A 26,014-nucleotide genomic window follows, 5' to 3' on the forward strand; every position below is an offset into this window, starting at 1 on the left:
GGGAGACGACCGGCTCAAGGGCGGGGCCGGCGCGGACAGCCTCTTCGGCCGCGGCGGCGACGACATAGTTTTGGGCGGCGGCGGTGCGGACCTGCTGCGCGGCGGCAAGGGCGCGGATCTGATCAGGGGAGAGGGCGGCGACGACAGACTCTGGGGCCAGAAGGGCGATGACAGGCTCAAGGGTGGCAGTGGCGACGATCTGCTCAAGGGACAGGGCGGCGACGACAGGCTCCTCGGCGGGCCGGGGCACGACCGGCTTTCGGGCCAAGGTGGCAGCGATCTTCTCAAGGGGGGCGGCGGCGCGGACCGGCTCTCGGGCGGGGCCGGGCGCGACGAGTTGCAAGGCGGCGGCGGCAATGACGCGCTGCTGGGCGGGCCGGGGCACGACCTGCTGTCGGGCGGCAAGGGCGCGGACCGGCTCTCGGGCGGGGCGGGCCGGGATAGGCTCATTGGCGGCGGCGGCGCGGATGTCTTCGTCTTCGACGGGGGGCGAGACCGCATCACCGATTTCGGGGGGCGCGACCGGATCGCGCTCGACACCGATCTGTGGCGCGGTGACCGCACAGCGGAGTGGATCGTGGAGAGCCTTGCCAGCCGCAAGCCCGGCGGCGTGCTGCTCGATTTCGGCGGCGGCGACCGCCTGCTGATCGAGGAGCTGGCCCGCCCCGCTCTGCTCGAGGAGCGGATCGACCTGCTGTGATCCGCTCCGAACACGGAGCGTCACGGCCCGGGAGGATCCGGACCGTGAGTTCGGCGCCTCGGAAGATTTCGATCGCCCCGGCCAGCGCCATATGCGCGCCGATGCTGTCGATCGACAGATCCTCGATCAGGACCGAGCCCTTGCAACCGAAATCTAACAAGATGCCTTCGTCGCTCTGGCGCAAGAAGCCGGAAGTGTCGTTGGCGAACAGCAAGGAGGCGTCGAAGCTGCACCCGGCGGCCATCGAACCTTCGGTGATCCGGCCGTCGGCCTCCATGTCGGCGAGCACCTCCATGCCGTCAAAGTTGAAGTCGAAATCGGGATCGATCTCGTCGATGACAAAGTCGCTCATCCTCAGCGCCATGACCCGCGTCTCGCGTCCCGCGCCCCAATGCAGATCGCCCAAGGCGGCCTCGGTCACCAACATGCCGTTGTCCATGACGGCGCGCCCGTCGAAGATCATCGCGCGCGGCGTGACGCCGCCACCCACCGCGATCGACGGTATGGACCCGGCTTCGTACTGCAGCACGCCATAGGAGAAGCGGGCGCTGCCGAGCCGAACCTCGAGGACGCCGTTCTCGATGTCACAGGCGAAGGTATCGGTGTTCAGCGCGAACAGCGTCGCGAAGCCTCGTAGGTCGGCATCTTTAAAACCCCTGGGTGATTGATGTAATTATAAATCACCCTTGGGCAGTGCTGTTCGCGGCGAAGTCATGGCAAATCGGGGCCATTCCTCCGCCTCATCGGCTGGCCTCTGCCCGGAGGCAGAGGCCGTCTCTTCAGAAGTCGAAGATGTTCGCGCTGACCTGGCGCGGCTCGAGATCCTCGAGCAGGATCCGGCCCACCCCGTCGATCACCAGAAGCACGTTGTCGCCCCTGTCGCGCACCGCGACATCGTCGAAGCTGACATTGTGCGCCATCAGGTCGATGCTGTCGCGGTTGACGTCGAAATCGAGGATCCGGTCGCGCTGTGCACGGCCCGAAAAGACGAAATCGTCGCGCCCGCCACCGCCGCTCATGATGTCGCGCGCCCCGCCGCCATTGATCACGTCGTTGCCGCCGCCGCCATCGATGCGGTCGCGGCCGCCCTGGCCGAGCAGCGTATCGGCCCTGCCACCGCCGTTCAATTCATCGGCGCCCCGGCCACCAAGCATGCGGTCTCTGCCACCACCACCGTTCATGTCGTCATTGCCGTTGCCGCCGAACATCTGGTCGTTGCCCCGGCCGCCATTCAGATCGTCGGCACCGTTGTGGCCGCGCAGCGTGTCGCGCCCGCCATTGCCGAACAGATCGTCGTTGCCGGCCCGGCCCAGCAGCGTGTCGCGACCGCCCCGGCCGAACAGCGTGTCGTTGCCGCCCAGTCCGTCGATCCGGTCGTTGCCGCCCAGCCCGTCGATCCGGTCGTTGCCCGGTCCGCCCCTCAGCCGGTCCGGTCCCGGGGTGGCGTCTGCCACATCGAGCACCTCGATGGTGAAGCTCTCGGTCTGGGTGGCGCCGGAGGGATCGCTCACCACCACGGTGACGCCGAGATCCTCTGTCGCTTCGAAGTCGATCGCGCCCGCTACCACGAGGTTGCTGCCCGAGATCGCGAAGCGCCCGCCCGCGTTGTCGCTCAGCGCGAAACCGAGCGGATCGCCGTCGGGATCGGTGGCCGAGAGCGTGCCCACCACCGTGCCGGGAGCGGCGTTCTCGCTCACCTGTGCGTTCGACAGGCCGAGATCGGTCGGCGCGCCGTTGATGTCCATGATGCCGAGGATGTTGATGCTCGCACCCAAAGCGCCGGGGCGGATGTCCTGCACCAGCTTGGTGCCCGCCGCCGTGCCGTCGCTGACCCAGAGCTCCTGACCGTTGGTGCCGTCATTGGCGGTGAAGTAGGCCAGCCCGCCGACCGCGATGATGTCGTTGATGTTCGAGCTGCCCGCGCCGGGGTTGATGTCCTTGAGCAGCATGGTGCCGATCGCGGTGCCGTCGGTGATCCACAGCTCGTCGCCATTGGAGCCGTCATTGGCGGCAAAGACGGCCCGGCTGCCATCCCCTACCGGGGTGAAGCCGAACGGATTGCTAAAGCCGGCCCCGGGATTGATATCTACCACCATGGAGGTGCCGGCCCCGGTGCCATTGGTGGCCCAGAGCTCCCTGCCATTGGTACCGTCAATGGCGCTGAAGATCATCAGGTCGCCGATGACGGTGAAATCGTTGGGAGAGCTGCCTCCGGCCCCGAAATTGATGTCCTTGAGAATCTGCGTGCCGCCGAAGCTGCCGTCGCTGACCCAGAGCTCTTGGCCGTTGGTGCCGTCGAGGGCGTTAAAATAGATCCGTCCCTTGAACAGGGTCATTTCGTCGGGAACGGAGTGGCCGGCTCCCGGGTTGATGTCGCGTACCAGCGTGGTGCCGGCGGTGGTGCCGTCGGTCTTCCACAGCTCTTCGCCCTCAGCCGTGGTCTCGGCTGCTATGAAGGTGAAGCCGCCTAATTCGGCATTGGGATCGAGTTCGATGTCACCGTTGCTCAGGTTCGGCGCGAAATCCCTGACGATGGTGGTGCCCAGCTCGGTGCCGTCGGAGGTGAACAGCTTGTAGCCGGTCACCCCGTCATTGGCGTTGAACAGAAGCTCCCCGTTGAAGGCGATGGACTCGCTGCGGTTCGAGCTGGTGGCGCCCGGGAAGATGTCGCGCACCAGCATCGTGCCGCCGCCGGTGCCGTCGCTGACCCAGAGTTCCCGCCCGGCAGCGAAGGTGAAGGCTTCGAAAAACACCTGGCCGTTCACGGTAATGAAGTCGTCCGGGTTGGACGATCCCGGCCCGAAGACGATGTCGCTGAGCCGCGTCGTGCCGCCGCTGGTCCCGTCGGTGATCCACAGCTCCTCGCCCGAGGTGCCGTCGGTCGCGCCGAACAGGAACAGGTTGCCCAACATGGCGCCGGGCTCGGTGAAACTGGCGTCGCCGCCCGGATTGATGTCGGCCAGCAGGCTGACGCCGCTGCCGTCGGAATTCACGAGATAGGGCTCCTGCCCCAAAGTACCGTTGTCGGCGGCTAGAACGAGGACTTCAGTCATGGCCGGTCCTTTCCGAGTACTAAGAAACACACACGGGCTAACGGGGTCGCCTTCCCTGGGCAAACATAGCACAGCACCCCCCTGAACTGGCCAAAAACCGCACGGCTTACGGCCATGCCGCGATCTGGCTTCTGGTCGCGCGGCGCTTTTCCCGGTAAAGCGCCTGCGAGCCGGGCCAAGGGAACAAGACGCATGGGCGACAAACTGTTGATGGTAGGAGCGGGGTTGTCCGGCGCCGTGATCGGGCGCAGGCTGGCCGAGGCCGGGCACGAGGTCACGATCCTCGATGCCCGCAGCCATGTCGCCGGCAACTGCCACACCGAGCGCGACGCCGAGACCGGGGTGATGGTGCATGTCTACGGGCCGCATATCTTCCACACCGACGACGAAGGCGTGTGGGACTACGTCAACCGCTTCGCCGATTTCCTGCCCTACAAGAACCGGGTGAAATCGACCACGCAGGGGCAGGTCTTCTCGCTGCCGATCAACCTGCACACGATCAACCAGTTCTATGGCAAGACCATGCGTCCCGACGAGGCCCGCGCCTTCATCGAGAGCCAAGCCGACAAGAGCATCACCGACCCGCAGAGCTTCGAGGAGCAGGCCCTCGCCTTCGTCGGCCGCGACCTCTACGAGGCCTTCTTCAAGGGCTACACCGAGAAGCAGTGGGGCTGCTCGCCGACCGAGCTGCCCGCCTCGATCCTCAAGCGCCTGCCGGTGCGCTTCAACTACGACGACAACTACTTCTTCCACCGCTTCCAGGGCATGCCCGAGGATGGCTACACCGCCATGGTCGAGCGCATCCTCGATCATCCGGGCATCACCGTGCGGCTGGAAACCCGCTTCGACCCCGCGCAGGCGGATCAGTGGGACCACGTCTTCTGGTCCGGCCCGCTCGACGGCTTCTATGGCTTCGACCTGGGCCGGCTTGGCTACCGCACGCTCGATTTCGAACAGTTCCGCGCGCAGGGCGACTGGCAGGGCTGCGCGGTGATGAACTACGGCGACGCCGACGTGCCGCAGACCCGCATCACCGAGCACAAGCATTTCAGCCCTTGGGAAGAGCATGAAGGCTCGGTGCTCTACCGCGAAACCTCGCGCGAATGCGGGCCCGACGACATCCCCTATTACCCGATCCGTCTCGTCGAGGAGAAGGCGCTGCTGTCGGATTACGTCGAGCGCGCCCGCGCCGAGCAGAACGTGACCTTTGTGGGCCGTCTGGGCACCTACCGCTACCTCGACATGGACGTGACGATCCGCGAGGCGATGACCGCCGCCGAGACCTTCCTCTCGGCCCGCGCCGAAGCGCGCGCCATGCCCGCCTTCACCGTCGATCCGAGCTGACCCATTGACCCGTCTCGCAGCTGTCATCGTTACCTACAACCGGCTGGAGGCCCTGAAGCAGACCCTGAACCGGGTGCTGGAAGAAGTGGTCGACCGCGTCTACGTGATCGACAACGCCTCGACCGACGGCACCGCGGAGTGGCTCGCGGCACGGCGCGATCCGCGGCTGCAGGTGCTGCGGCTGGCCGAGAACGGCGGCGGCGCGGGCGGTTTCGCGGCGGGGCTGGCGGCAGCGATGAATGAGGACGACCCGGTCGAATGGTGCGTGCTGTTCGACGACGACGCCTGGCCCGAGCCAGGCTGCCTCGCCCGGTTCCGGGAGGAGGCGGCGGGGCTCGATGCGGATGACACCCGCCCCAGCGCGCTCGGCGCGGTGGCGGCGGCGGTCTTCTACCCGAACGGCACGATTTGCGAGATGAACCGGCCCAATCTCAACCCGTTCTGGCATGCGGGCGTACTCGCGCGCACGCTGATCGGGGGGCGCGATCGGTTCAAGGTGACCGATACCGATCTCGCCCCCCGGGCCCCTGCCCGCTCGCTCGACGTCGCCTCCTTCGTCGGCTTCTTCGTCAGCCGGGGCGCGTTGCGCGGATTGGGGCTGCGGCCCGAGGCAGGGCTGTTCCTCTATGGCGACGACGTGCTCTACAGCCTCCGGCTGCGCCGGGCCGGGCTCAGGATCGAGCTGTGGCCGGGGCTGCGCTTTGCCCATGATTGCAGCACCATGGGCGAAGGTTTCGTCTACCGGCCCCTGTGGAAGATCTACTACCATTGCCGCAACGGCGTGCAGATCGCGCGTGAGGCCGCGGGCCCGATCGTGTTTCCGGCGGCCTTGGCCTATTACACGCTGGTCTGGTGGCGGCGTGGCCGCAGTTGCCCGGCCGAAAGCCGTGGCGAATATTACCGAATGATGTGGGCAGGCCTGCGCGACGGACTCAGGGGCCAGCGCGGACGCAATGACGGGTTGCACGGGGCGGCGCTGGCCCCTGTCCGCTCGGGGCGTTAGTGTCAGCCCCAGCCCGAGCAGAAGGTTTCGCGCATGGCCAGTTCCCAACCCCGCCCGGACGAGGCGCCCGATGCCAAGGCTTCGCAGGAGGGCACGGCGCGCCTGCGGCCGGTGCCTGACACGCAGGAGGGCAATCCTCCGCTGACCAAGCGCCAGCTGCGCCGGCAGGCACGCCGTGCCGACAATGCCAAGGCGGCCGGGACTCTGCCCCCCGCGGCGGCCCCCGCCAATCGCCCCAAGACCAAGCGCGAGTTGCGCCGCGAAGCGCGGCAAGCCAAGCGCGAGGCCGCGAAGGCGCGGGCAGAGGCCGATGCCGAACCGGTGGTGGTGCGCCCCCTGGCGCCGGCGGCCAAGGTCCGCAAACGGCATTGGGGGCTGGGGCTGGCCTTCGTGCTGATGGTGCTGGCCCCGGTGGCTGCGGCCAGCTGGTATCTCTACACCCGCGCCGCCGACCAATACGCCTCGACGCTGGGCTTCACCGTGCGCTCAGAGGAGATGACCTCGGCTTCGGACCTGCTGGGGGGCCTGGGCTCGTCGCTCGGCTCCGGCGCCTCGCATGATTCCGACATTCTCTATGAATATGTTCGAAGTCAGGAGATGGTGCGCCGCATCGATCAGCGGCTCGACCTGCGTGCGATGTATTCGCGCCATCACGAGACCGACCCGCTGCTGAGCTTCGATCCCGAGGGCTCGATCGAGGATCTGGTCGATTACTGGGACCGGATGCTGTCGATCTCCTACGATGCCGGTGCGGGTCTGCTGGAGCTACGGGTTCTGGCCTTTGATCCGCAGGAGGCGCAGGCCATCGCCGAGGCGATCTACGACGAGAGCCTGCGCACCATCAACGCGCTCTCGGCGGTGGCGCGCGAGGATGCGACGCGCTACGCCCAGCTCGATCTCGACCAGGCTCTGGAACGGCTCAAGCAGGCGCGCGAGGCGCTGACGGCGTTTCGCGTCGAAAACCAGATTGTTGATCCATCGGCCGACATCCAGGGCCAGATGGGGCTTCTGAACACCCTTCAGGGGCAGCTCGCCGGTGCGCTGATCGAGCTCGACCTGCTGCGCGACAACACCAGCGAGACCGATCCCCGCCTGACGCAGGCGCAGCGCCGCATCGAGGTGATCCGTGCCCGGCTCGAGGAGGAGCGCCAGAAATTCGGCGCCGAGGGCAGCGCGCCGGGCGGCGGCAGCTACGCCACCACCATTTCCGAGTTCGAGCGGCTCAGCGTCGACCGCGAATTCGCCGAGCAGGCCTATACCGCCGCACTGTCGGCCTATGACGCGGCCCGCGCCGAGGCCGACCGGCAGAACCGTTACCTCGCAAGCTACATCCAGCCGACGCTGGCCGAGCGCTCGCAGTTTCCGCAGCGCGAGTTGATGATCGGCATCGTGGCGCTGTTCGGCTTTCTCGCCTGGGCGATCGGCAGCTTGGTCTACTACTCGCTGCGCGACCGCAACTGAGGCCGGCGCCGCGATGATCCGGCTGGAGAACCTGAGCAAGAGCTTTCCGACCCGTTGGGGCCGCAAGGTGGTGATCGACAGTGCCTCGGTCACCTTTCCCACCGGTGTCTCGGTCGCGCTTCTCGCACGCAACGGTGCTGGCAAATCGACCCTGATGGGGATGATCGGCGGCACGATCCAGCCGACCGGCGGCCGGATCATCCGCGAGGGCACCGTGTCTTGGCCCGTGGGGTTCAAGGGCAGCTTTCACCGCGAGATGACGGGCGCGCAGAACACCCGTTTCGTGGCGCGAATCTACGGCGTCGACACCGAGGCGCTGACCGGCTTCGTGGAGGATTTTGCCGAGCTGGGCCCGCATTTCCACGCCCCCGTGCGGACCTATTCCTCGGGCATGGTGTCGCGGCTGGCCTTCGGCGTCTCGATCGGCATCCCCTTCGATACCTATCTCGTCGACGAGGTGACCAGCGTCGGCGACGCGGTGTTCAAGCGCAAGAGCCGGCTCGTCTTCCTCGAACGGATGAAGACCGCGGGGGCGGTGGTTGTCACCCATTCGATGAACCAAGTCCGCAAGCTCTGCACCGCCGGCGTGGTGCTCGAGAACGGCAAGCTCGTCTATTTCGACGATGTCGAGGCGGCGATCGCCCGGCATCAGGAGAACATGGGCTCGGACGAGGACGAGTGATGTTTCGCGGGCGAAACGGTCAGCATTGTTGACCGTTTCGCCCGCGAAACATCAGCCCCCCATCTCGGCCCGCAGCAGCGCGAGAATGCGCTCGCGCACCCCGTCGCGCTCCAGCAACTCGCCCGAGATCAGCAGCCCCTTGGGCGTCTCGCGGCAGGACAGGCCGGGCTGAAGCTCGATCGGGGCGGGGCGGGCCGTGCGGCGGGCCTGGCTCGCGGCCTCGGGCGCTTCGTTGCGAAACAGCTCCGCCTCGATTAGCGCGGCCTCGGTTGCGGCCTCCTGCGGCGCAGCCTCGGCCAGCCGCTGCCGCAACCGTTCGGCCAGCTCCGGCTCGTCGTCGAGGCGGCGGGCCAGTTCGAGCCCCAGCCTTTCGCCGAGCGCCGTGGGAAAGCGCAGTGCCGCGTCGAGCGCGCGCACCACCCGCACGAAGCTGCCGATCTTGGAACGCCGCGCCCGCGGCGCCGCGCCGAACAGCGCGCGCAAGGCCGAAGCGTCATCCTCGTAGACCCCGGCATCGGCGGCGCGCGCCACGATGCGGGCGCGTTCGTAATGGCTCAGCCCGACCCGGATCTCGTTTTCCTCGACCATGGCGCAATAGGCCTCTGCGGCGTTTCGCGGCGAACGCGGGATGGCGAGCACCCGGCCCTCCTTCTCGTCTTCCTCGGCGATCCGGCGCAGCGCCGTGAGCCGCCGCCAGCCCGAGATCAGCCCCCAGCGCGGGCTGGCCCCCTCGCCCAGATCGGCCACCTCGATCGCCATCTGTTGGCCGCGCGCGCGCAGGCTCTCGACCAGCGTCTGCATCTCCTCCTCGTCGGCGCCCATGCGGTCGCGCATGAGATAGCCCGCGTCGATCTCGTCGAGTGGCAGCCACTGGATCAGCCGCCCCTCGGCCCGCGCCTCGCCCAAGGTCCGGCCCATCTCGTCGAGCGCGGCGCGCCCCGCCGCATCGCCCGCCACGGCGGCGATCGGCATGGTCCGGGTCGGGGCGATGCCGAGCGGGTAGGTCGGAATGGTCGACTTGGTCTCGGGGGCGGCTTCGGCCCCCGTCTCGAAACGGAACGGGGAGAGGCGCTTGCGCTTGGCCATGGTCAGGCTCCTTGCAGGGATCGCGTCAGGATGGGGCGGGCGGATTGCGGGGCGGTAAAGCCTGCGCGCGCTCCGGTATGAGAGTGGGATGTTTCGCGCGCGAAACGGTCAACAGTGCTGACCGTTTCGCGCGCGAAACATGCGGGCGCGCTCATTGCGCCGCGGAGGCGGTGCGCGCCTCCAGCTCCTCGCGCCGCCAGACGCCCATCAGCAGTCTCTTGAAGGCGGCATAGGTCTCGTCGAAGGTCTCGCGCCCGCGGGCATAGGTCTCGCGGTTGAAGTCGCGGTAATCGGCTTCGTAGATGCCCTGCACCTGCTCGCCTGCTTGGCCGATCAGCGCGGTGAAATCCTGCCGGTGCGGGCTCATGGTGCGGCCCAGATAGGCCTGCATCAATGCTGCCAGCTCGCCTTGCTGCGCCCCGTCGTAGCGGGTGACGATGGTGCGCACCGCGTCCCACTGAAACGCCGTCTCCTCGCGCCCCAGCGCGCGGGCGGCGAGGTTCTCGCCCTCCTCGATCGAGGCGAAGGTGGTGTGCAGCATGTCGAAGAAGCGGCCCGTGGAGTCGAATTCCAGGAACGAGGCGCCCATCGGCACCAGCAGGATGTCGGCCGCGGCCAGACCGTTGATGGTCAGGTAGCCAAGCGCCGGGGGCGTGTCGATGAACACCAGATCATAGGCGTCGAGCAGCCCGTCGCGCTCAAGCACCTCGGTCAGCGCGTCCCACAGCTTCCAGCCGCGCGCGGCCATGCGCCAGACCGGGATCTGGAACTCGGCCCAGTAGAGGTTCAGCTGCGCGCCGATCAGGTCGATGTTGGGCCAATGCGTCTTCTGCACGAGATCGGCGGCGCTGACCCCCAGCGCCTCGGTCAGCGTGTCGTCGAGCGGATGCGCCGTTTCGCCGCGAGACGCGCGAAGGGCGTTCTCGGCCGTGAGATGCTCGGCGTAGTGGCGCGCGATTAGCGGGTAGACCGTCTGCCATTCGTCCGCGACCTGACCGCCGAAGATCGAGGTCATCGAGCCCTGGCTGTCGAGGTCGAGCACTAGCACGCGGTAGCCGTCGAGGGCCGCCGACATCGCCAGATGCGCCGCCGTCGAGGTCTTGCCGACGCCGCCCTTGAAGTTGGCCACAGCGACCATCTTGGCGGGCAGGCCCTCGGGGCGGTAGGGCAGGTAGGGCTTGGATTTCGAGCCTTCGGCCCCGAAATGCGCGCGCAGGCGCAGCACCTCGTCGAGGCTGAACCACTTCGCGCCGCCCTCGGTCTCGGAGCGGCCCTGCGGCAACTCGGGGTTGGCCTTCAGCACGCGCCGGAAATGCGCAGGCGCGACGGGGATCAGGTAGCGGGTGATCTCCCATGTCGAAAAGGGCCGCAGGCGGCGCGCCCCGTCCTCGTGCAGCCCGCGCGAGGCCAGATCGGCGCGGCCGCGCGCGCAGGCCTGGGCGATCGCCGCGAAACCTTGGGCATCGGTCGGCGCGCCCAACTCGGCCAAGGCGGCGTCGGGGTCGATGTTGAAATAGGGCGGCAACGGCTCGCGGCTCATGGGGCTCCCCCGATGTGCGGTGTTTTCCCATGGATAGCAGGAAAGGTCGCACATGGAAGGAAAGAGTGCATATGGGGGGCGTTTTTATGGGGCACTGCCCTTCATGCCACGCGGCGAAAGGCCGGGATCAGCCGAGATCGAGCATGCGCAGCCCCGGCCATTCCCGGAAGGCCGCGATATCGGTCTCGTAGAGCACGTCGAGTTGCGCGCGTTCCTCGACGCTCCAAGGGTCGAAACCGGGGGCCCCCGGCTTGCGCGGGTGGGCCTGCGCCAGCTGCTTGGCCCGCTCCGGCCCGACCGGCTGCACCGCCTGCTCGGCGATCATCATGTCGATCGCGCGTTGCGAAAAGCCGGGGCGCTTGTCGTGATCGGCCCGGTGCAGGGCCTCGGGCGGAAGGTCGAGCAATCGCGCCAGCAGCTCGATCTCATGGCCGCGCAGATCCTCGGCTCGGTAGAGCGTCACTGTTGCGCCGCGAAACGCGCGTTGCAGGCCAGCGACGAGCGGCTGCCATGACAGCTTTTCCAGCGGGGTGCGCTGGAAGGCTTCGAAACCCTGGAACGGCACGGATTTCAGGCTCTCGCAATAAAGGGAGGGCAGGAAATCGGCGAAGCCGCGCAGCCCGAGGATGATCTGCGGCGCCGCGAGGCGAAGATGATCGGCCATCTCGTCGGCGCGCCAGGCCCCGGCGGGATAGAGCCCCTCCGGCGTGGCGACATCCTGCACGAGACCGAGGATGTTCTCGTCGAAGATCAGCCGCCGGCCTTCGCCGGGCGACGAAGGGGGCGGCAGGGCCTCGGCCCGGTCGAGCAGGGGCCGGGTATGGGCCGCGCGAAAGGCGTCGAGCGGGGTGTAGGCGATGCCGTGTCGCTCAAGCGCCGGGCGCGAGGCGTCGAGGCAGGCCTGCAGAAAGGTCGTGCCCGTCTTGTGGACGCCCAGCCAGTAGATCTCGGCGCGGCTCATGCAGCCGGTCCCGAGGCGTGGCGCAGGCGCTCGAATTCCTGCAGCAGCCGATCGGTCTCGTCCGGGTCGGTCGCGGTCGCGTTGCCCTGGATCTCGGCCAGATCAGCGCGCAACCGGTCGATCTCGCCTTGCAGGCTCTGGAATTGCTGCTCGGCCTGCCGCGCGTTCCGGGCGCAGGCGATGGCCATGATCCGCCGCTCGGCCAGGTCGAGGCGGTCCTCGCGGATGGCCTGCAGGATCTCGCGCGCCCAGGCGTCGTAATGCGGGAGCACCTCGCGGCGCCACAGCCGGGCGGGCACGTCGGCGAGGGCCTCGCGCGCGGCATCGATCCAGGGGATGATCGTGTCGAGCCGCATGCGCTCCATATGCCAGCACATGTTCTGCGCCAGCCAGCGCAGCGCCAGGACGCGGGCATGGTACTCGCGCCTGCCGATCCCGGCCATGATGGTCCGGAAATGGGTGAAGAAGGCCAACAGCTCGGGCCCGGAGGAGGCCATGGTCTGGCCGGGCCGGGCAATGCGGTGGCGACACAGCACCCGGTCATGGAAGGCGATCCGGATCGCCGCGCGGCAGACCGCCCAGTGAAAGGGATTGTCCTCGAAGAAGAAGTCGCCTTCGGGAAAGCGCAGGCCGTGGGTCTCTATGAAATCGCGCCGGTAGAGCTTGCGCCAGGGCACGGCGATCATCTCGAGCGCGCGGCTGCGCGCGTCCTCGTCCGCGAGCGTCTCGACACCGTGCCACAGCCCCGCGTCGGCGGGCAGGCGCGGCGCGTTCAGCCCTTCGTGCCACTCGGTGTAATTGGCGATCAGCAGGTCGAGGGGAGCGGGGCCGGAGAGCGCCTCTTCGAAGCGGTCGCGCACGACGTCGAAGCCCTCGGGGTCCAGCCAGTCGTCACCATCGAGAAAGGCCAGGATCTCGCCCTGGGCGAGGCTCATGCCGATGTTGGCGGCGGGGCCGACACCGCCGGGGGTGTTGCGGCCCAGAAGCACCGGGCGGAAGGCCACGCCGGGCGCGAGCTGCCCCGACTGGCCGAAGGCGCGGATCCGGGTGGAGCTGTCGTCGCGCGAAGCGTCGTCGACCACGATCAGCTCGTCGCCCGGGCGCAGCACCCGCGCAGCGCCTTGCAGCGCCGCCTCGATCCAGGGGCCCACGTCGAAGCTGGTGACGATCAGGCTGAGCCGGCTCATGCCGCCTCCGCCGCGTCACGCCATGCCAGCCGGGCATTGATCCGCCGCGCCAGATCGGGGTCGGCATCGGCGATGCGCGCGAAGGCTTCGGGCGTCAACGCCTCGGCGAGAAAGGCCCTGATCCGGGTCGCGAAGGCGGCGTGCAGCTCGGGCGCGATCTGCGCGCCGGCCCAGTGGAACAGCGCCATCGCGAAACGCGCGAAGGGCAGGGTGTAGTCGGGCCCCGCCTGTGCGACGGCGCGCGCCACCGGCTCGAGCGCGCGGAACATCTCCAGCCGCTCCGCGCCGCTGCGGTTGGTCAGGCGGCTGCCGTGTTGATCCACCACATGTACCGCCGCGACCCGGTCGGAGACGAGGATGTGCCCGGCCCGCAGGAAGCTCAGCCAGTGCAGCTCGATGTCGTTGTGGACCATGATCTCGGTGCAGCGCGTGCCGGTCTCGCGCAGGAAATCCGTGCGGTAGACCTTGTTCCAAGGGTAGGCGGAGAGCTGGATCAGCTCGGGCCTCGCGGCGTCGGGCATCTCGTTCAGCGCGCCCAGTATCCCGGCGCGCTCCCACAGGCGCTCGTCGCCCGGCAGTGGCCCCCAGCCGCCCGCCCCGGCGACGCGGCTGTCGGCATGGGCGAAGAGGCAGAAGTCGAACCCCTCGCGCGGCAGCTCGGCCATCAGATGCGCGAATTCGGGGGTGAAGCGGTCGTCGCTGTCGAAAAAGAGGACCCGGTTCGCGGTGACCTTGGCGAGGCCGCGATTGCGCGCGTAGCCCGCGCCGCGCTGCTGGGCATTGCGCGCAAAGACGAGATCGGCGCCGAGCCGCTCTGCGCTCCAACCCATGGTCTCGGGGTCGGCGGGGCGTTCGGAGGCATCATCGACCACCACCACCTGGCTGATCGCCGAGATGCGCGAGATCTGCTCGAGCAGCCGCGCCAGACCCTCGGCGTCGTTCCAGACCGGGATCACCACTGCGAGGTCGGCGGGCGGGCTCATGCCGCGAAGACCCGCAAGTCGTGCAGGTCGAGCCGGAAATCTCCCGTGGGCAGGAACAGCACCAGCTCGCGCCACGGGGCGGGCGCCGCGAGCGCGGGGTGGGGGCCTTGGGTCTCGATCACGTCGAGATGCAAGAGCGGGCGCGGCAGGGCGGCGATGGTCTTATCGAAGAAGCTGTCGACGAAGCCGGTTTCGGTGCCCGAGCGGATGCAGGGCCGGACGGGGAGGGCCTGTCTCGCGGCGAAACGCGCGGCAAGGCCGATTAGCGCGAGGTTGCTCAGCTCGTCGAGGTCGAGCCGCAGGTGCAGCCCGAACCAGCGCGCCGGGGCGGCATGGGTCACCTCCAGCTCGAGCAGCCGGCCAGCCGGACTGGCATAGCGGCCCCGCATCCCGGCCTCGGGGTCGGGCACGAAGCGCAGGCCCGGCAGGATCTCCTGCTCGGGCAGGATCTCGCCGGAGAGATCGCCGTCGCGCAGACTCTGCAGAAGGCTTTGGGTCGTGGCGAGAGGCGAAAGCGCTGCGCCGGATGCCGCGAATGAAGGATCAGACAATGAACACCCTCAGATCATGCAAGGACAGGTGAAGCGTCCTGGTGGGCAGGAACAGCACCAGCTCGCGCCAGGGCGCCTCCTCGGGAATATCATGCCGCGCAAGATCCAGCACATCGAGATGAAGCCCCCTATCGGCATCGGGCAGAAGGGGCTTGTCGAAGAAGCAGTCCGAAAACGCCTCGCTGCGTCCCGAGCGCAGGCAGGCGCGGATCGGGCGGGCCTGCCTCGCGCCGAGACGTGCGGCGAAGCCGAGAATGGCGCGCTCGGACAGGTCATGGGCATCAAGCGGGACATGCAGCCCGAACCAGCGCGCGGATTGCCGGATTTCGCCCTCGATCTGTAACAGCCGCCCACGCGGGCTGCCGATGCGCCCCTCGAACACGGCATTGGGATCGAGCGCGAGGTGCAGGCCCGACGCGATCTCGGCATCGGGGCTCCAGTCGGACATGGGCCGATCCTGCGCGCGCAGCCGCTCAAGCGCATAGTTGGTTCCGGCTGCGGGGCCGAGGGCGATATCGTATGGCATGAGGCGCAGGCGCTGTCCTTGTTGTGGCAGTGTCGTCTGATCCGGCTTAGCCGCGGTGGCCCCTGAGCCGCAGGCTGACCCAGCGGACCGGGGCGGTGATCTTCCACGAATGGCTGGCATGCAGTCCGTCGCGTTCCTCCCTCACGGCCGCCACCTCGGCACGCAGTGCGTCGCGCTCATGGATGAGCCCGTCTCTTTCAGGGCGTATCACTTCAAGCTCGGTTTCGGCCCTGTGCGCGCGAAGGGTCAGCTGCGCGACCTCCTCGTCATAGGTCTCGCATCTTTGCATGAGCTCTTGGCAGACATTGCCTTCACGCTCCAGCGCGGCGACCAGATCGGCGATCCGCGTATCGCGCAGCGCAAGCTTGTCCAAAGCTTCGGAAAGCTGCTTTTCGAGCTGGGAAATCCGGTCTTCGGAAGTCGTGCTAATGCTCGAAGGTGGGGCTTCGGGCCCGGCGGGATGGGGCTTGTATCGGGATGAAAGCCGGGCATCGGTCATGAAGCGAAACTCCCTCGTTTATGCTCGAAGGGGGTGTATCACCCGGTGTGGGCCGACACGACACCCTATCTTGGCTCCTGCGAAGCATGTTCCCTTTTGGTGATGCGGAGCTTCGAAGGGAAGCGCCTTGAGAGAGGGGGCGGTATCTGCCAGATAACCGGTGCGGAGGATGCGCATGGCACGATGAGACGACCTGGCCCGGCGGGAGAAGCTCCGTATCGGCTGCGCAGGGCGGTGACCTTGTGCCGAGGGGATGACGGAGAGCCACTCATGCAGGAAAGACCGGACCAGGAAATGGCCGCGATCGACCACAAATCCGCTCAGCGCTTGCTGAAGAAATCCGGGTACATGCACAGCACCTGGTATCGCAAAAGCTATCCCGATGTCGATCTGACGGGGCTTTCGCCAAGCGAGCATTTCCTGCGCTACGGCGCGGCGCTAGGCCGCAATCCGGGCAAGAATTTTCATACCAAGCGCTATCTCGAAGCCTATCCGGAGGTGGCCGAGAGCGGGATGAACCCGCTGCTGCATTTCGTGCTCGAGGGGCAGGAGAAAGGCTATGCGCCCTATCCGCGCTCGACCAACCCGGTGCGGCGGGCCAATCGCGAGGTTTCGGCCCTGCGGACCCATCTTCTGACGCTTGGCTTCACCCAAGCCCCCTTGCAGGAACTCGACGCGATGACCGGTCCAGACGCCGAGCCGGCCATCTGCGCCGCCGCGGCGCGGGAACTGGCGCTTTGGAACATGCGCAAGAAGACCGGCAAGGGCTATCGCGCGGCGCTGGAGCGCATCGCGCAGGCCCGGCCCGGCGCGCATGACCTCGATTTCCGGCGCAAGCTCACCACGATCGAGCTGTTGTGCCACGAGGCGCTGGGGCAATGGGAGGAGGGCCTGTCATGCTACGAGCGCGCCGCGCTCGACGGCGAGATCGGGCCAGATGCGATGCTGGCCCGCGCGAATTTCGAAACCGAACCCGAGGCGCGCTGCTTCTGGATCAACCAGGTGCTGCGCCGCTACCGCATCCCGACCTTGAGGCTCATGGATGGCGCGGATCGCCCCGCTTACGACAGGCTCGCCATCAACGAGAGCCCGATCTGCATCGATGACGGGCCGAAGGTCACCGTTCTTCTGGCGGCCTATGACGCGGCCGAGGTGATCGGTACGGCCTTGCGCTCGCTGCAGGCGCAAAGCTGGCAGAACCTCGAGATCATCGTGATCGACGATTGCAGCCCCGACAATGGCGCTACCTGCGCCGAGGTCGAGCGCTTCGCCGCTGCCGATCCGCGCATCCGGCTGCTTCGGATGGAGCGCAATGGCGGCGCCTATGTGGCACGCAACCACGGGCTCGACCTGGCAACGGGAGAATTCGTCACCATCCACGACGCCGATGACTGGTCGCACCCTCTCAAGATCGAGACCCAGGTCAGGTATCTGCAGGAAAACGGTGGGGTCATGGGCTGCACCTCGGAGCAAGCGCGGGCAATGAGCGATCTGAGCTTCCGGCGCTGGACCGGGCAGGGGCGGCTGGTGATCCAGAACACCTCCTCCTTCATGTTCCGGCGCGAGCCCGTCCGGGCGGAGCTGGGCTATTGGGACACGGTGCGCTTCGCCGCCGACAGCGAGTTCATCCGCCGCATCATTCGGGTGTTCGGCAAGAAGGCGGTGGTGCAGCTCGACACCGGCCCCCTGTCGTTCCAGCGCGACAGCGAGACCTCGGTGGTGGCCGACGACATCAAGGGCATGAACGGGTTCTATTACGGTGTGCGGAAGGAGTATTTCGACGCACAGATGCATTACCATGCCTCGGGCGGTTCTCTGAAATACGAGAACGACATCGAGACCCGACCCTTTCCGGTGCCGGCGATGATGCAGCCGCACAAGGCTGCCTTCGACGAGGATCACCACCGGTTCGACGCGATCTTCGTCGGAGATTTCCGGGTGAGGACCAGCGAAGTGGCCGAGGCAGTGGAGCGGATCGAGCAGATGAAGGCCGAAGGCAAGCGGATCGGTATCGTTGAGCGGCATACTTATGATCCGAAGTTCTCCTCAACCAACATGACTTTCGATGTCAGGGAAGTGATTGACGGAGAATCTGTCGTCGCGCTGGTCTATGGAGAACTCGCAATGGGAAGCGAGATCATACGCATCGGGAATTCCAATGCGTATCACGATCAGAGATATGTTCCTGCAACTTCCGAATTCGCGGGGAATGATGATGGCCATAATCCATCTGATATATGATGCAAGTTTCGGCGTCATCAAGCTCAATGGAAATGGGTTCATGGGTTTGTCTGACCTCGATCTGACGCAGCCAGTAATGCGTCAGGGGGCGCAAGGGTATCAGGAGGGCATCTATACGTCTTATGCGCCTTGTCATGCCTGCTGAGGTATTCAGAGATTATTCTTCCGGAGCGAGTGCGGATCAGTGCTGTAAAGTAGCATAGCTGACCCTGAAGCTCCCATATCGCTACGAGTTCTCCAATTAAGTAAAGACAAGAAATTCCTTGAGGTTGATTATGGACTCTGTAAAGCAAAGGCAGGATGTGAATCTCTATTCACAAGAATTGTATGCCCGTGGCTACATATTTCGCTCAGACAAGGCTCCGGAAGCTCCAAGCCATTGGAAGAATGCTAGCTTTGGAGGCTTTTATCTTGCATATGATCCAAGGCTGAATGCTGTCAGAGTGAAAAGGAATGGATGTGATCTCCTCGCCTTGGGAGTTATGTTCGACTCTAGGTTTCCGGATGAGGGTTGCGATGTCTTCCTCGAAAGGGTTGCGGCAGAATTAGAGAAATCGCACGATGCAATGCATGAGCTTCTAGACCACTCGTCTGGAAGGTATATCCTAGCATATACTGACCCCTTGGGGAAATCTTTCATAGTATCCGATGCAACCGGGATGAAATCGGTTTTCTATTACGATGCGCACCCCCGAATGATCGTATCTCACCCTTACTTGATTCTCGACAACTCTTCAGCTGGGATGCGGGATAAGATTGCTGTAAAGTTTGGGTATCCTGGGTTGCGTGGTCCGGTAAATAATAGCTTCATGCTGACTCCTAATGCATGCCTTGATTTTGAAACCTTCACTTCTCGCAGGGTATGGCCACGTGACGTGGTGCAACAAAGAAGTGTCAATGATGCTGCCAAGATAATCCAAAAAAACATGGCAAATACCATAAAATTTGCCAAGAATAATTACCAAGTACTGGTTTCTGTAACGGCTGGTTTGGACTCGCGCCTAACACTATCCTTCCTCAAGAATGCGAAGGACGTTCAGTACTTTACATATTACAGAAGCGATAAGCTTGATACGGATAGCCATGATCTGAAGTTTGCCAAAAGCATAGCCGATGATATGGATCTGGATGTCACAGTTCTACGCCTTTCAGAACCGCCAACGACCCCAAACTCTTTCAGGAGTATTCTGGATAGGAACACGTTTATTGAGCATCAGAAAAGATTAAGCTGGGTATATTATCATCGCTATAGTAACAAGCATAACCTTATGCATCTTCGATCCAATATATCGGAAGTTGGAAGGGAATTTTGGTCCTACAAAAATTTTGACGTAAGCTCTGGCTGGGATTTAGCTCGCTTGTATCTCCGTGGGGACAAGGAATACAGGGCGGATTACGTGTTTCGTGTCATCGAGGCTTTTGAGGAATTCGATTCCATTTCTGGCCTGACAAGCTGCAAGGATCTTGTGGACGTAAAGTCCCTATTTTATTGGGAGTTTAGAATGGCATCGTGGCATGCACAGCTCGTGGCGGAATCCGACCCCGCTTTTGATACTTTGTCTATCTTTAATTGTCGTGCAACCTTGGAAGCCATGCTGTCGGTGCCTAGGCCAAAAAGAAAAAGCAGTGCTATCCTTCGGTATGTTATATCGGAAAACTGGCCTGCTCTTGCTGAGTATGATGTAAATGGCAAGCCATTCTGGCCAAATCCGGCTTGAGATGTCGTGTAAGGAAATTCTCAGGGTAAACCGAAACCTTCAGAAATGACGCTTTCAACGTATGAACAGCGGTTTTGCTAGCTGCTTTTAGAGTAGGCTGGGGGACGACCCGACCCTTCCTTATGCGGCGCGAGCCACGTCATCTCTCGGGCAGGCAAGATCGACAGGGAGCCGCGCTTCCACAACGCCGCGTTGCAGGGTGTTCAGTTCATTGTGCGATAGCGGGCAGGCATGGGCCTGGTCATGCCGCCACCTAAGCGGTTGCTCCGTTGTGTGAACCGGCAGGCGGGGAGTGCTGCAACAACGCCCTCGGCTGGGCCGGGGAACCCAAGGCCAACTTCTCGGACGAGAAGGCATGGTAGAGAAGGTGATGGGCCGCTCGGCGGTCGAGGACATGAAAACCTTCGTCTCGGGCACCGAGACGAACGTGCGCCTCGCCTATCGGCGCAACGCTCAGGTCTTTAAGCGCCAGTGCGTATTCATGGGCTCTACGAACAACGAGGACTTCCTGAAGGACCAGACCGGCAACCGGCGCTTCTGGCCGATCGAGGTCATCGTGGACAGCATTGACACGGACCGGCTCGCGCGAGCCATGCCGCAAATCTGGGCCGAGGCCGTGGTCGCCTATCACACCATGCGGGCCGTACAGCCGCACGGGACGCTCCCGCTGCACCTTACGTCGTTTGAGGCCCAGCAGGAGGCCGAGGAACTGCAAGCCGCCAGCCTGCGCGAGAACGACGCTGACATGGTGGCCGCGATCCTCGCCGAGAAGCTGAACTCGAAGGTCCGCGTCGGCGACGACTTTGACGAAGCCAACGGTGGCGCGACCTACGAGTGGCCGAAGTTCATCTTCTCGCACAAGATCGCGACCGAATGGCTCGACGGCGTGAAGGTCACGGGGCAGATGTCGCAGGTGGTCGCGGAAGCCCTCGGCAAGCTGGGCTGGGTCAAGGAAGGGCGTCGCCTGATCGAAGGATACCGAGGGATCGTGTACGTTCCGGGCGAGGACCAGAACCGCGTTTGGGAGGAACTGGACGCGCAGGAAAATGACAACGTGGTGAAGTTCAGTAAGTAGTGGCCCGATTTTGACCCGACAGCGCGAGCAATGAGCAACGGCGGCCCTCGGGTCGCCGAACTCGTTTTAGGGGGCGCAGTTCAGTTCGGTTTGGTTTCAGTGAAAAATGGTCGAAAAATCGGCCAAAAATGGCAGGGGTATGCCATGACCCCGTGCCACAGCCTCATAGCCAATAAAATAAGGGGGATCAGGCGCTTTTCGCACCGTGAGGTGGCATGGTGGCAGGTGCTTTCCCTATACAGCAAGCGGCGCGTGTCTCCGGGCGATAGTTCACCCGTTAAACTACTTTTATACCCCTCCTATTGTTTAACCTCTATTTACCCCTACCACCTATACCACCTATGACAATAGCCATATAAATAAGGGCTTTCGAGGTGGCAGGGGTAGGTGGCAAGGGTCTTACCCCCCTGACACTACTGAACTGCACTCACTGAACTGGTTCAGCCATTTGGGCCAAGCCCCCACCGGATCGAGTTCAGGAGTTCAGGAGGGGCCAGTTCAGGGGTCGCCCCGCGCCCGCCGGATCGTCGCCGCAGCCGGGATTTCCGGCGATCAGGGTTTCCGATCTCCCACCACTGAACGACTAAACTGAAAAAATATCCTATAAACGCTCAGAGTTTAGAAAAACTTCGGCGATCCGGGCTCCGCGCCACCCCCCGGACGGTCCCACGACCCCCGGAGGACCCAAGCGACTGAACTTAGGTCAGTAGTGCAGTCGTTTAGTATATTAATATCCGAATATATACTTATATACATATATCCAAGTATGTGTTAGTAACTTTGGGAATGCTGCGGTGCAATATGAAACCCGCCCCCATACTAGGAGATGATGATATAGCCACCCCCCCGACGGCAGCGGTGTGCCTATGCTCGGCTTTGTTGCGCAAACAGCGTGAAGCGCACACTTCCCCTTTCCCCGGACGGACTTATCCCACGGGCTCCGAGATCGGTATTCCGAGCGCGGTGTAGCCGTTCAGCACGGCAGCGCGGACCTGGACCTCGGCGACTGGCGATCGAAGTCGCGCGCCATGAGGCTTTGGCCCAGCAGCTTCACGCGATGCATCTTCGTCTCGGCGCGGCTTCGGCGGTGGTATCTGCTCCATCTTCGCCAGATGGCGCGGCCGAGGTATCTGGAGGCACGAAGCGCATCGTTCCGGGCGATCGCACCCGCGGTCGAAGGTTTCCACGGCTTGGCATTTTTGCGTGGCGGGATGACAGCGTATGCCCCTCGGCCTGCAATGGCGTCGTGGCACTTGCGCGTATTGTAGGCGCCGTCCGCGGTGACCGATCCGAGCTCGGCATCCGCCGAGATCTGGTCCAGCAGTTCGGGCAGCATCGGTGCATCACCGACGTGACTCCCGGTGATCTCGATGGCGCGGATTTCCAGCGTCTGTTCGTCGACGCCGAGGTGGAACTTGCGCCATAGACGGCGTTTCACGCCACCATGCTTGCAGGCGTGCCACTCGCCTTCGCCCTCCGCCTTGATGCTATTCGGCATCTTCCTCGGACCGATGGCGGACGATGCCTCATTGTCGATCAGCAGGTTCAGCGGCCCATTCGATCCGCGATAGGGGATGTCCACAGCGAGGGTCTTCTGGCGCCGGCTGAGCGTGCTGAAATCCGGCACGGTCCAGTCGAGACCCACCAGGCGCAGCAAGCTTTCGACGAAGCCTGTTGTCTGCCGGAGTGCCAAGCCGAACAGGACTTTCAGGGTCAAACATGCCTGGATCGTGGCGTCGCTGAATTGCGGTTGCCGACCTCGCTTGCCGGTCGGCGGCGGCACCCAGACCATATTCGGATCGAACCAGACCGACAGCGAGCCGCGCTTGCGCAGCGATGCATTGTAGTCTGACCAGTTCGTCGTGCGGTAGCGGGTCGAGGAAGGCTTCGGCATGTCCCTGAGCTAACCCTCAGCGCGCACCCAGTGAATCCCCATCACCGATATGTGCAACAGCGCCAAGAAGAGCACATCGCCGCCGAATTCGGCGTCAGCCGGACCCCGGTGCGCAGCGCGATCCAGAAGCTCGTGACCGAGGAGCTCCTGGAACAGGCCGCGACGCGCAGCGCGGTGGTGAGCCAATGGGGCGACGAGGATCTAGAGGAGATCTTCGAGCTTCGGATCTTCGCCGAGGGTCGCGCCACCGCCTGGGCCGCGCTGCTCATCTCGGATGAGGATCTCGACCGGATGGGCCGGCTCAACGCCCAAATCTAGGCCGCCATCGAAGACAAGCCCAAGGGCCATCTCAAGATCATTGAGCAGGCCAATCTCGATCTGCACATGACCTCGCTCTCAGCCTGCGGCAGCGCGCGGCTGCGAAGCTTCGGCGCGAGCCTGCTCGACTACCCTCTGATCATGGGGGGCTTCTTTCTCTATTCGGACGAGGATGCCCGCCAAAGCGTGCGCCAGCATGCCGAAATCATCACCGCCCTGCGGGCCCGCAGTCCGGAATGGGCCGAAAGCGCGGTCGTCTCCCATCTCAGCGCGACCGGACGCGCTTTCGCATCTCGCGTAAGTCCAAGGGCCGGGACGGCGGCGCCTGACGTGCGCGCCTCGGCCGTCTCCCTGCCCTGACCACGGATCGACGCGGCCCGCGCCGGTTGTCGTATGCCTCGAATTCCACCAATCGGGGTCGGTCCGGCCAAGGGCGGCTCCAAGCGCTACAGTTTGCTGATCTCGCGCTCGAGCCATGGCCTGGATATGCGCGGCGCGTTCTCGGCTTGCGCGAAGGTCGGGACGGCGCTTCGCGCATGTGCCCCTTGCCCTAATAACAAATCACAGAACGCGGATATCAGGACATTCTGTCGTGATATTTGATGATTAATTGGCCTAATTTCAATTGATGAGAGGGATTGCGAAGACGCACCCGACGCCCTTTGTGGAACGGGTCAAAGGAGACCATTCCTCCCAGATATTCCGACCTTCGTCCCTGAACCGGCCCCGCGCATCCCGGCCCAAGTCCCCCAGAACAAGCCCATCGCTCTCATTTCCCTGCCCCAGCGCGACGGGGATTCCCTCCCTTAATCGTTCTTCAAACGACCGTATTCGAACGTGGTCCCATATTGGAAATGGATGCCCACGGCCCTTATCGGCTACGCCCGTTTCTCAACCGACCTTTAGGAAACAGCCGCGCAGCGCCTCGCGCTGAAGGCCGCGGGCTGTGTCGAGATCCGCGAAGAGTTCACCTCCGACGCCGCGCGGGCTCGGTCGGTGCTGGGCAAACTGATCGCGCGTCTTGGGCGCGGCGATGTGTTGGTCGTCGTGCGCATCGACCGTTTGGCATGCTCGCTGTCGCATCTGCTCGACGTGATCAAGACGCTGGGGCCAAGGGCGCGCATTTCCGGTCATTGGGCGAGCCAATCCGACCTGCTCCCCTGAGAGTCCTCGTTTATAGGTTAGCTCTGTTCAGGGTTTGGTCGTTTTCAGCCCGTTGGTGATACTCGCGAGGCGTCAGCCCGTCGAGGCTCGTATGGGGGCGGTGGTGGTTGTAGTCGTCCCGCCAGGCCTCGATCAGCTGGCGGGCATGGCGCAGGTTCGAGAACAGGTGCTCGTTCAGGCACTCGTCGCGCAGCCGCCCGTTGAAGCTCTCGACGAGGCCGTTCTGCATCGGCTTTCCCGGCGCGATGTAATGCCATTCCACCTTGCGGTCCTCCTGCCATTTCAGGATCGCATTGCTGGTCAGCTCCGTGCCGTTGTCGCTGACCATTATGCAGGGATAGCCCCGCAGCTCGGCGATCCGGTCGAGCTCACGCGCCACCCGCAGGCCGGACAGCGAGGTATCGACGACGGCCGCCAGGCATTCCCGGGTGAAGTCGTCGATCACGCAGAGCACCCGGAACCGCCTGCCGTCGGCGAAGCTGCCAGTCACGAAGTCCAGGCTCCATCGCTGGTTCGGCCCTTGCGGGATCGCCAGGGGCGCCCTTGTCCCGATGGCGCGCTTGCGGCGGCCGCGCTTGCGCACGGTCAGCCCTTCCTCGCGGTAGAGCCGATACAGCTTCTTCCAGTTCAGCACCCGACCCTCCCGCTCCAGCAGGAGGTGCAGGCGACGATAGCCGAAGCGTCGCCGTTCACCGGCGAGCTCTCGCAGCCGTCGGCGCAGTTCCTCGCCAGACGGTCTGGTGGACTACCGCCGATACACGCGCGGATCGATCCCGGCCAAGGCGCAGGCACGCCGCTGCGAATAGCTCTTCTCTTTCATGGCCCAGTCCACGGCACGTCTCCTCGAACCAGGCCTCAGAAGTTTTTTGCGAGCATTTCCTTTGACCTGCCCCCCTCGAGATCCCTCAGTCTGATGTAGAGTTTGCTCAATTGCGAAGGAGCAGACGATGCGAAAGAGCCGCTTCACCGAGGCGCAGATCATCGGAATGATCAAGGAGCAGGAAGCCGGGATGCCAACTGCCGAAGTCTGTCGCCGTCATGGGCTCAGCCCGGCGACGTTCTACAAGCTGAAGGCCAGGTATGGGGGCATGGAAGTGTCCGAGGCCGCGAAGCTGAAGGCGCTGGCGGATGAGAATGCCAAGCTCAAGCGTCTGCTGGCCGATACCATGCTGGACAACGTGGTTCTGAAAGACCTGCTGGGAAAGAACTGACGACACTGAGCAAGCGGCGAGAGGCAGCGCTGCGGGCGATGCGGGATCACAAGATCTCGCAACGCCGGGCCTGCCAGCTTGTCGGTGTCGACCCCAAGACAGTCCGGCGCCCACGCCCGCCGGACTGCCCCGAAATCCGCAAGGAGATGCAGGAGATCGCCGGGAAGCGGCGTCGGTTCGGCTACCGCCGGATCGGCATCTTGCTGGAACGCAAAGGCATGATCATGAACCACAAGAAGCTGTATCGGCTCTACCGCGAGGAAGGGCTGTCGGTGAAGCGGCGACGTGGCCGCAAGCGGGCTCGAGGCACGCGCACGCCGAGGCCGGAGGCGGCGCATCCCAATGCTCGTTGGTCGCTCGACTTCCTGTCGGACAGCTTCGGCGCCTCACGCAAGTTCCGCATTCTCGCGGTGATCGACGATTGCTGCCGCGAGAACCTGTGCCTGATCGCCGACACCAGCATCTCGGGCGCCCGTGTGGCCCGCGAGCTGGACGCGTTGGTGCGGATCTACGGAAAGCCCGCTTGCATTGTCAGCGACAACGGAACGGAGTTCACCAGTCGGGCCATTCTGAAATGGGCCGATCAGAACGCGGTCCCATGGCATTACATCGACCCTGGAAAGCCGCAGCAGAATGCCTTCATCGAGTCATTCAACGGCAGTCTGCGCGACGAGCTGCTGAACGAGGAGATCTTCGACACCCTGGACGATGCCCGGCAAAAGCTGGCCCTCTGGCGCTACTGCTCTGCCCCCTGAAAACTCGACCGTCTGAAGCTGGAGTTTTTGGCTAAGCTTTCCTGGCTGGGAGAGGAGCTGAG

General features: G+C 64.5%; 20 protein-coding genes and 4 pseudogenes. 13 read left to right on the top strand and 11 right to left on the bottom strand.

Annotated features, from left to right (window positions below; genetic code table 11):
• A partial coding sequence (locus NHG85_RS17895; protein ID WP_253334961.1) for a calcium-binding protein occupies window positions 1–700 on the top strand: 700 nt, incomplete at its 5' end.
• Window positions 701–801: 101 nt separating this feature from the next.
• Entirely contained in the window at window positions 802–1,236 is a 435-nt protein-coding gene (locus NHG85_RS17900) for a hypothetical protein (RefSeq protein WP_253334964.1), read from the top strand.
• A 243-nt stretch (window positions 1,237–1,479) separates the two neighbouring features.
• Here NHG85_RS17900 and NHG85_RS17905 read toward each other — a convergent pair whose 3' ends face one another.
• Window positions 1,480–3,753: an ELWxxDGT repeat protein gene (locus tag NHG85_RS17905; protein ID WP_253334966.1), complete on the bottom strand. Its 2,274-nt coding sequence runs from the start codon at window positions 3,751–3,753 to the stop codon at window positions 1,480–1,482.
• A gap of 192 nt (window positions 3,754–3,945) precedes the next feature.
• Here NHG85_RS17905 and glf point away from each other — a divergent pair, with 192 nt between their 5' ends.
• Genes glf through NHG85_RS17925 form a run of 4 tightly spaced genes read left to right on the top strand, consistent with a single transcriptional unit; the run spans window position 3,946 to window position 8,243 of the window.
• Window positions 3,946–5,097 carry a UDP-galactopyranose mutase gene (gene glf / locus NHG85_RS17910; RefSeq protein WP_253334970.1) on the top strand — a complete coding sequence of 384 codons (1,152 nt, stop codon included), beginning with the start codon at window positions 3,946–3,948 and terminating at the stop codon, window positions 5,095–5,097.
• 4 nt (window positions 5,098–5,101) lie between these two features.
• On the top strand, window positions 5,102–6,100 hold the full coding sequence (locus tag NHG85_RS17915) for a glycosyltransferase (protein WP_253334972.1): 999 nt from the start codon (window positions 5,102–5,104) through the stop codon (window positions 6,098–6,100).
• A 33-nt stretch (window positions 6,101–6,133) separates the two neighbouring features.
• A complete protein-coding gene (locus NHG85_RS17920) occupies window positions 6,134–7,561 on the top strand; it encodes a KpsE/RkpR family capsule polysaccharide export protein (protein ID WP_253334974.1) in 1,428 nt (475 codons plus the stop codon).
• Between the two features lie 13 nt (window positions 7,562–7,574).
• A complete protein-coding gene (locus tag NHG85_RS17925; RefSeq protein ID WP_253334976.1) occupies window positions 7,575–8,243 on the top strand; it encodes an ABC transporter ATP-binding protein in 669 nt (222 codons plus the stop codon).
• A gap of 51 nt (window positions 8,244–8,294) precedes the next feature.
• On the opposite strand, the gene NHG85_RS17930 is transcribed toward NHG85_RS17925, so the two are convergent.
• From NHG85_RS17930 to NHG85_RS17965, 8 genes are all read right to left on the bottom strand, one after another.
• Window positions 8,295–9,329: a ParB/RepB/Spo0J family partition protein gene (locus NHG85_RS17930; protein WP_253334977.1), complete on the bottom strand. Its 1,035-nt coding sequence runs from the start codon at window positions 9,327–9,329 to the stop codon at window positions 8,295–8,297.
• A gap of 151 nt (window positions 9,330–9,480) precedes the next feature.
• Window positions 9,481–10,869: an AAA family ATPase gene (locus tag NHG85_RS17935; protein WP_253334979.1), complete on the bottom strand. Its 1,389-nt coding sequence runs from the start codon at window positions 10,867–10,869 to the stop codon at window positions 9,481–9,483.
• Between the two features lie 127 nt (window positions 10,870–10,996).
• A complete protein-coding gene (locus NHG85_RS17940) occupies window positions 10,997–11,830 on the bottom strand; it encodes a hypothetical protein (RefSeq protein WP_253334981.1) in 834 nt (277 codons plus the stop codon).
• Window positions 11,827–13,017 (bottom strand): glycosyltransferase family 2 protein, encoded by a 1,191-nt coding sequence (locus tag NHG85_RS17945; RefSeq protein ID WP_253334983.1) that lies wholly within the window; start codon window positions 13,015–13,017, stop codon window positions 11,827–11,829. The genes NHG85_RS17940 and NHG85_RS17945 overlap by 4 nt, the downstream gene beginning before the upstream one ends.
• Entirely contained in the window at window positions 13,014–14,000 is a 987-nt protein-coding gene (locus NHG85_RS17950) for a glycosyltransferase family 2 protein (protein WP_253334985.1), read from the bottom strand. Before NHG85_RS17950 ends, NHG85_RS17945 begins: the two co-directional genes overlap by 4 nt.
• Window positions 13,997–14,551 carry a hypothetical protein gene (locus tag NHG85_RS17955; RefSeq protein WP_253334987.1) on the bottom strand — a complete coding sequence of 185 codons (555 nt, stop codon included), beginning with the start codon at window positions 14,549–14,551 and terminating at the stop codon, window positions 13,997–13,999. The genes NHG85_RS17950 and NHG85_RS17955 overlap by 4 nt, the downstream gene beginning before the upstream one ends.
• Window positions 14,544–15,077: a hypothetical protein gene (locus NHG85_RS17960; RefSeq protein ID WP_253334989.1), complete on the bottom strand. Its 534-nt coding sequence runs from the start codon at window positions 15,075–15,077 to the stop codon at window positions 14,544–14,546. The genes NHG85_RS17955 and NHG85_RS17960 overlap by 8 nt, the downstream gene beginning before the upstream one ends.
• Before the next feature lie 46 nt (window positions 15,078–15,123).
• Window positions 15,124–15,576, bottom strand: a complete 453-nt coding sequence (locus NHG85_RS17965; RefSeq protein ID WP_253334994.1) for a hypothetical protein — start codon at window positions 15,574–15,576, stop codon at window positions 15,124–15,126.
• A gap of 270 nt (window positions 15,577–15,846) precedes the next feature.
• Here NHG85_RS17965 and NHG85_RS17970 point away from each other — a divergent pair, with 270 nt between their 5' ends.
• The 3 genes from NHG85_RS17970 (at window position 15,847) to NHG85_RS17980 (ending at window position 20,610) form a co-directional block, all read left to right on the top strand.
• Window positions 15,847–17,817 carry a glycosyltransferase family 2 protein gene (locus NHG85_RS17970; protein WP_253334996.1) on the top strand — a complete coding sequence of 657 codons (1,971 nt, stop codon included), beginning with the start codon at window positions 15,847–15,849 and terminating at the stop codon, window positions 17,815–17,817.
• Window positions 17,818–18,080: 263 nt separating this feature from the next.
• Entirely contained in the window at window positions 18,081–19,535 is a 1,455-nt protein-coding gene (locus NHG85_RS17975) for a hypothetical protein (protein ID WP_253334998.1), read from the top strand.
• A 355-nt stretch (window positions 19,536–19,890) separates the two neighbouring features.
• Window positions 19,891–20,610, top strand: a complete 720-nt coding sequence (locus NHG85_RS17980; protein WP_253334999.1) for a VapE domain-containing protein — start codon at window positions 19,891–19,893, stop codon at window positions 20,608–20,610.
• Between the two features lie 926 nt (window positions 20,611–21,536).
• On the opposite strand, the pseudogene NHG85_RS17985 reads toward NHG85_RS17980, so the two are convergent.
• A pseudogene (locus tag NHG85_RS17985) lies at window positions 21,537–22,504 on the bottom strand (IS5 family transposase).
• Between the two features lie 51 nt (window positions 22,505–22,555).
• Here NHG85_RS17985 and NHG85_RS17990 point away from each other — a divergent pair.
• The 3 genes and pseudogenes from NHG85_RS17990 to NHG85_RS18000 all read left to right on the top strand — a co-directional run.
• Window positions 22,556–22,822: a GntR family transcriptional regulator gene (locus NHG85_RS17990; protein WP_253335002.1), complete on the top strand. Its 267-nt coding sequence runs from the start codon at window positions 22,556–22,558 to the stop codon at window positions 22,820–22,822.
• Between the two features lie 36 nt (window positions 22,823–22,858).
• Complete coding sequence (locus tag NHG85_RS17995) at window positions 22,859–23,182, top strand: FCD domain-containing protein (RefSeq protein ID WP_370363057.1); 324 nt, start codon at window positions 22,859–22,861, stop codon at window positions 23,180–23,182.
• 498 nt (window positions 23,183–23,680) lie between these two features.
• Window positions 23,681–23,970 (top strand): annotated as a pseudogene (locus tag NHG85_RS18000) (recombinase family protein); the annotation flags it as partial.
• Window positions 23,971–23,996: 26 nt separating this feature from the next.
• Here NHG85_RS18000 and NHG85_RS18005 read toward each other — a convergent pair.
• A pseudogene (locus NHG85_RS18005) lies at window positions 23,997–24,854 on the bottom strand (IS3 family transposase); the annotation flags it as partial.
• Between the two features lie 79 nt (window positions 24,855–24,933).
• Between NHG85_RS18005 and NHG85_RS18010 the strand changes: the two are divergent.
• Window positions 24,934–25,937: pseudogene (locus NHG85_RS18010) on the top strand (IS3 family transposase); the annotation flags it as partial.
• Window positions 25,938–26,014: the final 77 nt, after the last annotated feature.

The sequence above is a fragment of the Limimaricola litoreus genome (assembly GCF_024159025.1).
GTDB lineage: Bacteria > Pseudomonadota > Alphaproteobacteria > Rhodobacterales > Rhodobacteraceae > Limimaricola > Limimaricola litoreus.